10 protein-coding genes are annotated in these 13,130 nt (G+C 71.1%); 7 read left to right on the plus strand and 3 right to left on the minus strand.

Annotated features, from left to right (window positions below):
- The first annotated feature begins 407 nt into the window (after positions 1–407).
- A complete protein-coding gene (locus ACZ79I_RS11750) occupies positions 408–1,109 on the plus strand; it encodes a class I SAM-dependent methyltransferase (RefSeq protein WP_471496727.1) in 702 nt (233 codons plus the stop codon).
- Positions 1,110–1,149: 40 nt separating this feature from the next.
- On the opposite strand, the gene ACZ79I_RS11755 is transcribed toward ACZ79I_RS11750, so the two are convergent.
- From ACZ79I_RS11755 to ACZ79I_RS11765, 3 genes are all read right to left on the minus strand, one after another.
- On the minus strand, positions 1,150–2,553 hold the full coding sequence (locus tag ACZ79I_RS11755) for an extracellular catalytic domain type 1 short-chain-length polyhydroxyalkanoate depolymerase (protein ID WP_471504887.1): 1,404 nt from the start codon (positions 2,551–2,553) through the stop codon (positions 1,150–1,152).
- A gap of 403 nt (positions 2,554–2,956) precedes the next feature.
- The gene (locus ACZ79I_RS11760; protein WP_471496728.1) at positions 2,957–4,330 is read right to left on the minus strand and encodes a tannase/feruloyl esterase family alpha/beta hydrolase; all 1,374 of its coding nucleotides are present in this window, start codon (positions 4,328–4,330) and stop codon (positions 2,957–2,959) included.
- A 102-nt stretch (positions 4,331–4,432) separates the two neighbouring features.
- Positions 4,433–6,040 (minus strand): long-chain fatty acid--CoA ligase, encoded by a 1,608-nt coding sequence (locus ACZ79I_RS11765; RefSeq protein ID WP_471496729.1) that lies wholly within the window; start codon positions 6,038–6,040, stop codon positions 4,433–4,435.
- Between the two features lie 246 nt (positions 6,041–6,286).
- Between ACZ79I_RS11765 and ACZ79I_RS11770 the strand changes: the two genes are divergently transcribed.
- From ACZ79I_RS11770 to ACZ79I_RS11795, 6 genes are all read left to right on the plus strand, one after another.
- Positions 6,287–7,045 (plus strand): ABC transporter ATP-binding protein, encoded by a 759-nt coding sequence (locus ACZ79I_RS11770; RefSeq protein ID WP_471496730.1) that lies wholly within the window; start codon positions 6,287–6,289, stop codon positions 7,043–7,045.
- Positions 7,038–7,730 (plus strand): ABC transporter ATP-binding protein, encoded by a 693-nt coding sequence (locus tag ACZ79I_RS11775; protein ID WP_471496731.1) that lies wholly within the window; start codon positions 7,038–7,040, stop codon positions 7,728–7,730. The genes ACZ79I_RS11770 and ACZ79I_RS11775 overlap by 8 nt, the downstream gene beginning before the upstream one ends.
- A gap of 63 nt (positions 7,731–7,793) precedes the next feature.
- Entirely contained in the window at positions 7,794–9,041 is a 1,248-nt protein-coding gene (locus ACZ79I_RS11780; RefSeq protein WP_471496732.1) for an ABC transporter substrate-binding protein, read from the plus strand.
- Between the two features lie 69 nt (positions 9,042–9,110).
- On the plus strand, positions 9,111–9,977 hold the full coding sequence (locus tag ACZ79I_RS11785) for a branched-chain amino acid ABC transporter permease (RefSeq protein WP_471496733.1): 867 nt from the start codon (positions 9,111–9,113) through the stop codon (positions 9,975–9,977).
- On the plus strand, positions 9,974–11,029 hold the full coding sequence (locus tag ACZ79I_RS11790) for a branched-chain amino acid ABC transporter permease (protein WP_471496734.1): 1,056 nt from the start codon (positions 9,974–9,976) through the stop codon (positions 11,027–11,029). Before ACZ79I_RS11785 ends, ACZ79I_RS11790 begins: the two co-directional genes overlap by 4 nt.
- A 133-nt stretch (positions 11,030–11,162) precedes the next feature.
- The gene (locus tag ACZ79I_RS11795) at positions 11,163–13,127 is read left to right on the plus strand and encodes a helix-turn-helix domain-containing protein (RefSeq protein WP_471496735.1); all 1,965 of its coding nucleotides are present in this window, start codon (positions 11,163–11,165) and stop codon (positions 13,125–13,127) included.
- Positions 13,128–13,130 lie beyond the last annotated feature (3 nt).

Consider the following 13,130-nt stretch of genomic DNA (forward strand, 5'->3'; position numbering starts at 1 on the left):
GACTCCGCATCAGATCCGCACAGGACGGTCAAGGACTCGCTCGTCCTGCCGCAGCTGCTCCAGCTGCCCGCCGCCACCGGCTACGGACTCGGCCGGTCCATGGTCGTCGCGGGCCTGTGCGTGGCACCGCCGGGCCTGACGATGATGTTCACCGCGCCGGTCTACGCCCGCCTGTCCACCCGCTGCGCGGCTTCCGCGGCCGGGTCCTGGACGCCGACGGCGCCCGGTCGCCCGCGCCGGGGTCACGCTGACCGACCGCCGGGGCCGCCAGGCGGGCACCGCGCTGTCCGCGGAGAGCAGCTGTGCCGGCCGAGGGCCCCTCGCCGATCCGCACCCCCCGTCGCCCGCGCGGCGGGAGGTGCGGCAGCATGGGCGCCCGGACCCGCGTACGACCGAGAGGACCCTCCATGCCCGCGGCACCCTCCCCCAAGCTCTCGGCCGCCCCCGGGCAGGGCGGACCCGAGCCGGAGATCCTGGCCGCCTTCGAGGCCGCGAAGGGATTCATGCCCCTTCGGGAAGGGCTCGCGCTGTACGAGGCGGCCGTCGAGGCCGGGCGGCTCGGGCTGCCCCTGCTGGAGGTGGGCACCTACTGCGGGCGCTCCACGATCCTGCTCGCGGGCGCCGCCCGCGCCGCCGGGGTCACCGCCCTCACGGTCGACCACCACCGCGGCAGCGAGGAGCAGCAGCCGGGCTGGGACTACCACGACCCGGAGACGGTCGACCCCGAGATCGGCCTGATGGACACCCTGCCCACCTTCCGGCGCACCCTGCACCGGGCCGGGCTGGAGGACCACGTGGTCGCTCTCGTCGGCCGCTCCCCGCAGGTGGCCGGGGTCTGGAACACCCCGCTGGGACTCGTCTTCATCGACGGCGGCCACACCGACGAGCACGCCACGGCCGACTACGAGGGCTGGGCCCCCCATGTGGCCGACGGCGGCCTGCTCGTCATCCACGACGTGTTCCCGGAGCCGGAGGACGAGTTCACCGGCCAGGCCCCGTACCGCGTCTATCTGAGGGCACTCGCCTCCGGCGGGTTCACGGAGGTCTCGGCGACCGACTCACTGCGTGTCCTGAGGCGAACGGGGGCGGGGAGCGGACCGCGCCGTTAGGGTCGCACGTCGAAGCAGCCCCGGCGCCCCGCGAGATCTGTCAGGACGGGCAGCCGGAGTCCGCGATGACGAAGTGGCCGGGCGAGATCTCCTCAAGCGTGTGCGTGACGAAGACGTTGTACAGGCCCATGCTCTGGCCGGAGCCGTTGGCGTAGACGTGGCCGAGGCTCTGGTGGGCGCGTCCGGCGGCCACCTGGTTGTAGTTGTTGTCGGTGTAGCACTGGTGGGCCGCACCCGTGGTGGTCGCGTGCGTCACCGCCGAGGACGCGCCGACCGCCCCGGCGCCGTCCACGGCGGCGACGGTGTAGCTGTAGGTGGTGCCGGGGGCGAGGCCGGTGTCGGTGAACGTCGTCGAGGCCGGCGAGCCGACCAGGGTGCCGCCGCGGTGGACCCGGTAGGAGGCAGCCCCGTCGACGGCGCTCCAGGACAGCGACACCGAAGTGTCGGCGGCGGTGGCGGTGAGTCCGGCGGGAGCGGGCAGGGAACCGCCGCCGTCGGTGGTGTCCAGGCCCCAGTCGTGGCCGATCCGGTACGAGGCGCAGATGTTCATGTCCGGCAGGTACTGGCCGGCCGTGCCGCACTGGGCGGGGCCGCTGCCGGGGTCGACGGGCTGGCCGTGGCCCATGCCCGTGATGCCGTACGACTCGACGACGGCGCGACCCGCGGCGTCCTGGTACACCGTGTGCGGGTAGCCCTGCACGGTATCGCCGAGGTCGGCCGTGGCGTCGGTGCCGTGGACGTCGGTCCACTGCTCCACGATTTCGGTCTGGTTCATCGGAGCCACGGTGGTGTCCTGCGTGCCGTGCCACACCGACATCGTCGGGTAGGGGCCGCCGTAGCCGGGATAGGCGGCGCGGACCCTGTCGCCCCACTGCTGCGGGGTGTGGTCGGTGCCAGGGTTCATACAGGTCAGTGCGTCGATCACGGTGCGGGCGCAGTCGAAGGGCAGGCCGGCGACCACGGCGGCACCGGCGAACACGTCGGGGTAGGCGGCGGCCATCACCGTGGTCATGGCCCCGCCGGCGGACAGACCGGTGACATAGACACGAGACGTGTCGGTCCCGTAGTCGGTGGCCGTCTTGTCGACCATCTGCTTGATGGACAGGGCCTCACCCTGACCGCGGGAGAAGTCGGAGGGCTGGAACCAGTTGAAACAGGAGTTGGCGTTGTTGGCGCTCTGCTGCTGTGGCAGCACGAGGGCGAAGCCCCAGGCGTCGGCCCACTTGGTCCAGCCGGTCTCGTCGCCGAACGCGGCGGCCGACTGGGTGCAGCCGTGCAGGGCGACGACGAGGGGACGCCCGGACGGCAGCCCGTCGGGGACGTAGCGGAACATCCGCAGATTGCCGGGGTTGGAGCCGAAGCCGGTCACCTCCTGCAGGGTGGCGGCCCGCGCGGGAGCCGGAGCCAGTAATCCCAGGGTGAGTGCGATGAGGGAGAGCACCAGCGTCACGGCGGCCGCGGCGCGCGGGTGCAGCCGGCGGTCTGCACCGCGCGGCCGGCGTGCGGGGACGTGTGCGTGCCGCCTGCTGCCGAAACGGCGCCGTGGTGGGGGGAAAGCCGATGGTGGGGGGAAGGCTGGGTTCATCGTGCCACCTTGGTGAGAGCGACGGTTGGGGAGGGGAGGCCATCCGGTCTTCGGTCCGGCCTCGGACATCGGTGCGCGCTCGGGGAGTCACGGGGACGTTACGTCCGGCTCAGCGGGTGCGGTAATGGAGTGGAACCCCACCCCGCGCCGAAGAGGGCTGTAGTCGTCCGCCGTTGCGGCACACGCGATCCGGCCCCGGAGCGGGAGATGCCGCAGCCGGGGCCGGAACACGTGCGGGGAACGGGACGCCGGGGGCGCGGTCTCAGGCCAGGGAACAGCCGTTGACCAGGTCGCCGGAGCGGGGCCGGGGGATGGTTCGGCCGGCCGGTGGCTCCTCGTGGTGCTCGACCCAGGCCGTCATGGCGGTGAAGGCGGCCCGGTAGCAGGGCAGGATGGGCCGCAGCCGGTCGGGATGGGTGTCGTAGAGGCTGTCGACGTGGGTGCCGCCCTCGATCCGGTAGTAGCGGTGCAGTCCGGCCCGGCCCTGGCCGGTGACCATCCGCGCGTAGACGTCGGACTGGACGCCGATGGGAAGCAGGGCGTCCAGGGTGCCGTGCAGGGTGATCATGGGTTTGCCGATACGTCCCGTGAGGGAGATCCGTGCGACGGCGTCATGGACCGAGCGGGGACGGGCGGCGTAGTCGTAGGCGGCGTCGGCGGGGCAGGGGGCGAGGATCTCCTCGGCGGTCGATCCCGCCGAGGTGCCGGGACAGGCCGGATCGTAGGCGGGGTCGAACGCGGCGCGGTAGACCTTCTGGGTCAGGCCCCAGTACACCTTTTCGTGGTAAGGCCACAGGAACTCCGAACCGCGGGTGAATCCGGCCGCGTACATGTCCTCGTCGTCGGCCTGTCCCAGTTGGCGGGCTACGGCGGTGGGCAGGAAGGTGAACAGGTTCGGGCCGTCGGGCCGCCACAGGGCCCCTTCCCAGTCGACGCCGCCGTCGTACAGCTCGGGGTGGTTCTCGAGCTGCCAGCGGGTGAGGTAGCCGCCGTTGGAGATGCCGGTCATGTAGGTGCGCCGCGGAGCGCGTCCGTAGCGTTGGGCCACCACGGCCTTGGCCGCGCGTGTGAGTTGGGTGGTGCGCCGGTTCCATTCGGCGAGTGAATCGCCGGGGTGCAGGCCGTCGGTGTAGAAGTTCGGGCCGTTGTTGCCCTTGTCGGTGGAGGCGAAGGCGTAGCCCTGGGCCAGCACCCAGTCGGAGATGAGGGCGTCCAGGGAGTACTGCTTGCGCACCCCGGGGGCGCCGGTGACGACCAGCTTGCCGTTCCAGCGCTCGGGCAGGCGGATGACGAACTGGGCGTCGTGGTTCCAGCCGTGGGTGGTGTTCAGGTGCGAGGAGTCGGGGAAGTAGCCGTCGATCTGCATCCCGGGCACTCCCGACGGGTTGTGGGTGCCCTGGGCCATGAGACCGCCCTGGTCGGTGGTGTCTGTGTAGGAGGTGCCGGCCAGGGCGCTGGTGGTCAGGTCGTCGTGACAGGAGATCCGCTGCCGTTCGGCACCGGGCACCCTCAGCGGGTGCCGGTGACCGCAGGTGCCGGCGGAGGCGTCGGCCGCTCGTGCCGTGGTGCCGGGAGTGACCGCGGCCGTGGCGAGCAGGGCGGCGGTCAGGAGGGTGCTTCGTCGACTGGGGCGCATGGGTGCGGCCTTTCGAAAGTCGGGGCTCGAACGATGCGGATGCGGACCGACGCGCGGCTCGGTGGTGCACAGCGTGCCGGCGGAGTCGTGCCGAGGAGCGGATCAGGCGTCGAAGCGACGCCGCAGCGTCTTCTTGTCGAACTTGCCGACTCCGGTGCGCGGGATGGCCTCCATCACCTCGATGCGATCCGGCAGCTGCCAGCGGGAGAAGCCGCTGCGTTCGAGGTGGTCGCGAACGCGGTCGAGGGTGATGGTGCTGCCCGGGCGGATGACGACGCAGATCAGGGGGCGCTCCTGCCACTTGGCGTCGGGGACGGCGATGACCGCGGCCTCGGTGACTTCGGGCAGGGCCATGACGGCCGACTCCATGTCCACGGAGGAAATCCACTCCCCGCCCGACTTGATGAGGTCCTTGGCGCGGTCGGCGATGACCATGTAGCCGTGCGGGGAGCCGATGGCGATGTCGCCGGTGCGGAACCAGCCGTCCTCGGTGAACGCCTCGGCGCCGTCGCCCGCGAGGTAGGAGCCGGCGATCCAGGGTCCGCGCACCAGCAGGTCGCCCATCGAGTCCCCGTCCCACGGCAGCGGGCGGCCGTCCTCGCCGCGGATCTCCATCTGGACGCCGGGAAGCGGCAGTCCGGCCCGGGTGCGCACGACCTCGGTGATGCGTTCCTCGGCCCAGTCCCGCATCCGCTCCTTGGGCCAGGCCAGCGAGGCCAGCGGTGAGGTCTCCGTCATGCCCCACACCTGGACGAGCGGGATACCGAGGTCGCGGCGGTAGCGTTCGATCAGGGTCCGTGGTGGGCGAGCGCCCCCGCACAGCAGATGCCGCAGATCCGGCAGCCCGCCCCGGGCGGCGATCTCGTCGGCGACGGACATCCAGATCGTGGGCACCCCGGCGGCCACGGTGACCCGCTCGGCGGCCATCAGCCCGACCAGTGCCGCAGGATCCAGCGGGCCGCTGGAGAACACCTGCTTGGCGCCGTACGGGGTGGCGGTGTACGGCACGCCCCAGGCGTTGGCGTGGAACATCGGCACCACCGGCAGCACGCAGTCGCCGGGACCGATCGCCATCGCAGCCTGCGAAGAGGCGGCGATGGCGTGCAGCACGGTGGAGCGGTGCGTGTAGACCACGCCCTTGGGGCGGCCGGTGGTGCCGGAGGTGTAGCAGAGGCCGAGCGGGGCCTTCTCGTCGATGTCCCGGGGGGTGTACTCGGCCGGCTGTGAGGTGATGAGTTCCTCGTAGGCGAGGACGCCGGGCAGCGTGGTGTCGGGCACCGAGTCACCGAGCACAACGAGGTGCCGTACGCCTTTCAGGCCGCCGCGGGCGTGCACCTTCTCCAGCAGCGGCAGCAGGTCCGGATCGACCAGGACGGCCCGGTCGTCGGCGTGCCCGATGACGTACGCCAGGTCGTCCGGGGACAGCCGCAGGTTGAGAGTGTGCAGGACGCGTCCGGTGCAGGGGATGGCCCAGTACGCCTCCAAGTGCCGGTAGCTGTTCCACGCCAGGGTCGCCACGCGCTCGCCGGGTGCAAGGCCGAGGGCGTCCAGGGCGTGCATCAACTGCTGGGCCCTGCGGGCGAAGTCGGCGTAGGTGTAGCGGTGCACGTGGCCGTCGGGGAACCGCGTGGTCACCTCGGTGTCGGGGAAGTAGCGCGGGGCGTGGCCGAAGAGCAGCCACGTGTTGAGGGGGGTCTCCATCATCGGCATGGCGCACATCGTCACCGCACGGCGGTGGCCCGGCCATGGAGGGAAACCACGGTCCGGCGTGGCTCCGAGTGGAGCCGGTCCCCATTCCGCCCGGGCCAGGGGGGCGGACGGGTCAGGGGTGGAAGGAACCCACACTGGCCGAAAGCTCGGTGTGGAGACCGTCTCCGTGGCCGCCGGGGGTGGCCGGATCTAGCGTCTGCCGCACATCGGCGTCCGCCGGTGCCTTCCCGTGCAGCCGAGGCGGCCATGAATCAATCGCGCGCCATCCTGGTCACGCACCAGTTGTCCAAGGAGTTCCGGGGCTTCCGCGCCGTGAACGCGGTGGACCTGAGCGTCGCCGAGGGCAGCGTCCACGCTCTGGTCGGCCCCAACGGGGCTGGCAAGACCACTCTGTTCAACCTGCTCACCGGATTCCTCACCCCGTCGGGCGGGCGCATCACGTTCGACGGGCACGATGTCACCGGGCAGCCACCGGAGCGCATCGCGCGGCTCGGCGTCGCCCGATCCTTCCAGGTCACCAGCCTGTTTCCGCAGGCGACCGCACGCGAGCACGTCGAGCTCGCCCTCCAGTCCGGCACCGGCCTGGGCCGCCGTCTGTGGCGCTCGGACAGGCTGATGCGCCGTTTCTCCGGCCGCGCCGCCGAACTCCTCGACGAGGTGGGTCTGGGACTGCTGGCCGACCGGCCCGCCGGAAGCCTTCCCTATGGGCAGAAGCGTGCCCTGGAACTGGCGCTGGCGCTCGCGCTGGACCCGAAGCTGCTCCTGCTGGACGAGCCGACGGCGGGAATGGGCGTGGAGGACGTCGACCGGACCACGGAGCTGATCGCACGGGTCCGCGCGGGCCGCACCGTCGTGATGGTCGAGCACAACATGAGCATCGTCGGTTCGCTCGCCGACACGGTGACCGTGCTGCAGCGCGGCGACGTGCTCGCGCAGGGCCCCTACGACCGGGTGAAGGCGGACCCGCAGGTCATCGAGGCGTATTTGGGGGCCGAGGTTGCTTGAGATCAACGGCCTCAGCGCCCGCTACGGCGAGGCCAGGGTCCTTCACGAGGTGTCGCTGCGGGTCGGTGAGGGCGAGGTGGTCACCCTGGTGGGCCGCAACGGCGCGGGCAAGACAACCCTGCTGAACTGTGCGATGGGGCTGCACCGGGGGACTTCCGGCCAGGTGCTGCTGGCCGGGCGCGACATCTCCTCAGCACCGCCGCACCGACGGGCACGCCTCGGCTTGGGGTTCGTGCCCGACGACCGCGGGATCTACGCGGGCCTCTCGGTGGAGGAGAACCTCACCCTGCCGCCGGCCAAGGCCGCTTCTGACTGGCCGCTGGGGCGGATCTACGACGTCTTCCCGGTGCTGGCCGCGCGCCGCCGGTTCCCCGGCGGCAATCTCTCAGGCGGCGAGCAGCAGATGCTCGCACTGGCCCGTGTGCTGCGGGCCGGTGCCCGCGTCCTGCTGTGCGACGAGCCGACCGAGGGGCTCGCCCCGGTCATCGTGCAGCGGATCGGCGAGATTCTGCGCGAGGCCAAGGAACACGGAGTGGCCGTGCTTCTCGTGGAGCAGAACCTGCGGTTCGCCACGACCGTCGCCGACCGCCACTACCTCCTCGCACAGGGCCGGATCGCCCTGTCGCTGGACAACGACGGCGTACGGGAACGCGAGGCCGATCTCCTTACACACCTCGGACTGTGACGGTCCATCACTTTTCGCCATACCTCCGCTCGCACGGAACGTATCAATCAGGAGGCACCACCCATGAAGCGAAGACTGTCGATGGCCGTGGCCGCGGTCGCGGCCGGGGCGCTGCTCGCGGGCTGCGCAGGCGGCGGACCCGGTTCGGACGGCGGCAAGATCAGCGACAACAAGATCGTGCTGGGCGTGCTCACCGACCTGTCCGGCGTCTACGCCGACATCGCCGGCCCGGGGTCGGTCGAGGCCGTCCGGATGGCCGTCGAGGACTTCAAGAAGAAGTACGGCGCCATGGCGGTCACCAAGGACATCGAGGTGGTCGAGGCCGACCACCAGAACAAGCCGGAGGTCGCCAACACACAGGCCCGGGAGATGTACGACCGCAAGAAGGCCGACGCGCTCTTCGACGTACCGACGTCCTCCGCGGCGCTCGCGGTCGCGACGGTCGCCGAGCAGTCCAGGCGGATGTACTTCAACACCGCCGCCGCCACCACCGAACTCGCGGGCAGGAGCTGCAACAAGTACACCTACGAGTGGGCCTACGACACCTACATGCTGGCGCACGGCACCGGCTACAGCGTGACCGCCGCAGGGGGCAGGAACTGGTACCTGATCTACCCGGACTACGCCTTCGGCCAGGACATGCAGGCGAAGTTCGAAGCCGCCGTCGAGAAGGCCGGCGGCAAGGTGGTGGCCAAGGACCCCACCCCCTTCCCCAGCGACAACTACTCCACCTACCTGCTCAAGGCCCCGTCCCTGAAGCCGAAGCCCGACGTGCTGGGGGTCTTGCAGGCCGGCGGTGACCTGGCCAACGTCGTCAAGCAGTACCAGCAGTTCAAGCTCAAGGACAAGGGCATCCAGCTCGCCATCGGGCTGCTCTTCGACAGCGACATCAAGGCCATCGGTGCGGACAAGCTCGCCGGAACCGTGTTCACCACGCCGTGGTTCTGGAACGTCGACGACGAGGCCCGCCAGTGGGCTGACCGGTTCAAGCAGCGCACGGGGCAGCGGCCGACCTTCGACCAGGCGGCCGACTACTCGGCCGCCACCCACTACCTGGAGGCGGTGCAGAAGGCGGGCACGGACAAGGCCGAAGCGGTGAGGAAGGTCCTGGACGGCACGACGTTCAGTGACTTCTTCGCCCGCAACGCACTGGTGCGCCCCGAGGACCACCGGGTCGTCCACGACGTCTATCTGGCGAAGGTCAAGGCGCCCGCCGAGGCGAAGGAGAGCGGCGACTACACCGAACTCGTGCAGTCCGTCCCGAGGGACCAGGCGTTCGACAAGCCCTCGCCGGACTGCCGGATGAAGTGACGACCAGGCGCGGCGGCCCGCCGCCGGAGACGGACGGGCCGCCGCCCCCGGGACCGCAAAGGACCTCCCATGACCTCGTTCCTGCAACAGACCTTCAACGGCATGGTCAGCGGCAGTTTCTACGCCCTGCTCGCGCTCGGACTGGCCGTCATCTTCGGCATGTTGCGGGTGGTGAACTTCGCCCACGGCGCGATCTACACGCTCGGCGCCTTCGGGGCGGTCGTGCTGTCCGACGGCGCCGGACTCGGCTTCTGGTGGGCGCTGCTCCTCGTACCCGTCGTCCTCGCCGCCACCGGCACGCTGCTCGAACGGCTGCTGATCCACCGGCTGATGGCCCTCGACCCGCTCTACAACTTCCTGCTGACCTTCGGCATCGCCCTGGTCTGCCAGGACCTGCTGCGCATGCGGTACGGCTCGCACTCCCTGCCGTACGAGCACGCGCCCCTCACCGGCTCCGTCGACCTCGGGCTGTTCGACTTCCCCCGCTACCAGGTCTTCACGCTCGGCCTGTCGCTCGCCCTCTGCCTGGCCGTATGGCTGCTGCTCACCCGCACCCGGATCGGCACCATCGTGCGGGCCGCCACCGAGCGCCCCGCACTCACCCGAGCGTTCGGCATCGACACCGGCCGCTGGGTGACTCCCGTCTTCGGCTTCGGCGTCGGACTCGCCGCCCTGGCCGGTGTGCTCGCCGCTCCGATGCGGGCCGTCAACTCGGGCATGGGCGCCGACCTGATCATCACCGTGTTCGCCGTCGTCGTCATCGGCGGACTCGGCTCCGTCTTCGGCTCCGTGCTGGCCGGCTTCACCATCGGCATGCTCCAGGCCCTCGGCAGCCTCTACGTCCCCGTCCTGTCCCAGACCCTGGTCTATCTCCTGATGGCCCTCGTCCTGCTGATCCGGCCCGCCGGGCTGTTCGGCAAGGAGGAACACGCATGATCTTCGCCCTGCTCGACAAGCTCCGTGCCCGGCCGGGGTGGCTGCGGTGGGGCCTGCCGGCCGCCGGGCTGCCGGCCGCCCTCGGCCTGCCGTGGGTGCTGTATCCGCCGGTCGCCACCGACATCCTGTGCTGGGGCCTGTTCGCCGTCGCCTTCGACCTGCTTCTCGGTCACGCCGGACTGCTCTCCTTCGGCCACGCCGCGTTCTGGGGCACCTCCGCCTACCTGACCGGTCTGATCGCCATCCAGAGCCAACTGCCCTTCCACGCCGCTGTGCTCGGCGGCGCCCTGGGCGCCGCGCTGCTCGCCCTGCCCATCGGCTACCTCGCCGTCCGTCGCAGCGGCATCTACTTCGCCATGATCACCCTGGCCTTCGCGCAGATGGTGTATTTCGTGGCCAACCAGTGGGGCGATGTGACCGGCGGGGAGAACGGACTGCAGGGCATCCCGCGCACCCTGCCGGGTGCCGACCTGTCCGACCCCTTCGTCTACTACTACGCCGCCCTGCCCGTGGTGCTGCTCGGCCTGGCGGCGGCCTGGCGGATCGTCCACTCCCCCTTCGGGCGGGTCGTCGCCGCCGTACGGGACAATCCCGATCGCGTGCGGGCGCTGGGCTACCCCGCCGACCGCTACAAACTCGTGGCCTTCGTCGTCTCCGCGTTCCTCTCCGGTCTCGCGGGCGGGCTGTACGCGGTCAACCACGGCTTCGCCTCCTTGCAGGAGGTCTACTGGACGACCTCCGGCAAGGTCGTCGTCATGACCGTTCTCGGCGGCATCGGCACCCTCTGGGGCAGCCTTGTGGGCGCCGCCGCCATCGTCCGTCTCGAGGACTGGCTGTCCACATCCGGCTTCGAGGAGACCGGTCTGATCACCGGTGCCGTCTTCATCCTCGTCGTACTGGTCTTCCGGCGAGGGGTGTGGGGCACGATCACGCATGCCGTACAGGCCGGCTCCCGCACCCACACCCACACCCACACCCACACCGAGGAGCGCGGACCCGAGCCGCGAATTCCACAGGACCACGACGACACATCCCAGAACGTGCCATTGTAGGGCAAACCAAGTGACACAATGATCTATATGGAGAAAATTCATCATTCTGGGCTGATCGCATGGAGTGCATCCACCGGCCGCGCTGCCGTCCGCCGGCCACGGCGGTGTCCGCCCGAGCCGCCCGAGGGGGATCATGAGCACCGACCTGCCGTCCGCTAGCCCGGGGACCGAATGCGCCCGAGGGCTGCTGCGCCTGCTGCGGAACCGCGCCCCGGCCGAGGCGTACCAGGAACTCCTCGACGGCTGCCCCACCGCCGACGTGCCGCACCTCCGCCCGCTCATCGATGACGCGTTGCACGTCAGAGCCCAGCTGGAGGAGCGCCGCCGCCGCGAGGACGAGCTCGCCGCGCTCTACGAGACCGCGGGAGACCTCTCCTCCCTGCGCGACCTGGAAGCGGTGCTGCAGGCGATCGTCCGCCGGGGCCGGATCCTGCTCAAGGCGGACGCGGCCTACCTGATGCTGCACGACACCCAGCACGGCGACAACTACGTACGGGTCACCGACGGCATCCGCACCGAGGCGTTCAAGCACGCCCGCCTGGCGATGGGGGCGGGGCTCGGCGGCTTGGTCGCCAAGACCGCCGTCCCCTACAACACTCCGGACTACCTGCACGACCCGCGCTTCGAGCACACCGTCGACGATGTCGTGCGCGACGAAGGGCTGATCGCCATCCAGGGGGTGCCGCTCAAGCTCGGCGAGAGGGTCATCGGCGTGCTGTTCGCCGCCAACCGCAGCGCCCGTCCCTTCTCCGACCACGAGGTGGCACTGCTCGTCTCGCTGGCGAACCACGCCGCCATCGCCATCGAGAACGCCACGCTCTTCCAGGAGGTCCAGCGCGCCGTCGACGACCTCACCGAGGCCAACGCCGTCATCAAGGCCCACAGCGCCTCCGTGGAGCAGGCCGTCGCCCTGCACGAGCGGCTGACCAGCATCGTCCTGCACGGCGGCGGCATGGCCGACATCGCGCAGAACCTGGCCGAAGTCCTCGGCGGCAGCATCCTCGTCCTCGACCCCGGCGGTCGCACCATGGCCGCGGCCGGCGAGGACCCCCTGGTGGAAAAGGCGCAGTCCGCCGGCAGGCTCCCGGACCGTTCCCCGGCCGCCCGCGCGGTCCGCGAGGCATGCCTCCTGGGTGCCGAATCGCACCGCACCCGCCGCATACCCGGCGCCGACACCGGCACCTCGGCCTGCGCCACGCCCATCATGGCCGGCGCCGAGGTGCTCGGTTCCCTGGCCCTGGTCAGGGACCGCCTCGACGCCGGCGACGTACGCTCCCTGGAGCGCGCGGCCCTGGTCACCGCGCTCATGCTGCTCAGTGAACGCAGCGTCGCCGAGGCCGAGCACCGCCTGCGCGGTGAGATCCTCGAGGACCTGCTCGGCGCACCCCACCGAGACCTTGAAGGGCTGCGGCGCCGGGCCGCGCTGGTGGGCCTCGACCTCGGCCGCCCCCACACGGTCCTGGCGGCCCGCTGCCGCGGCGGCGGTCATCGCCGGGCCATCGCCGATGGGGCAGCCGCGTACGCCGCCCATGCCAAGGGTCTGGCCGGCGAGTACCGGGGCGACGTGATCGTCCTGCTCCCCGAGACCGAGGACCAGGACCCCGCGGAGACCGCCCGCACCCTGGCCGGCCACCTCTCGCGGACCGTGGACGACGCGGTCACGGTCGGCGGCGCGCCCGCCGCCCCGGGCGTCGACGCCACCGTCGAGGCCCACCGGGACGCAGCCCGCTGCCTCGACGTCCTGCTCGCCCTCGACCGGGACGGAGAAGGCGCCTCCCCCGACGAACTCGGCATCTACGGGCTGCTGTTCAGCCAGGCCGGCCGTGATGAGCTGCACCACTTCGTCCGCCGCGTCATCGGCCCCGTCCTGGACTACGACGACCGCCGAGGCGGTGAACTCGTCCGCACCCTCCTGGCCTACTTCGCCTGCGATGCCAGCCTCACCCGCACGGCCGCCGAACTGTTCGTCCACGTCAACACGCTCTACCAGCGCATCGACCGGGTCACCGCGCTGCTCGGCCCACAGTGGCGCCACGGCGACCACGCACTCCAGGTCCACCTCGCGCTCAAGGTGCACAGCGTCCTGTCGGCGCCGTGAGGC

Source organism: Streptomyces sp. PSU-S4-23, from assembly GCF_055632315.1.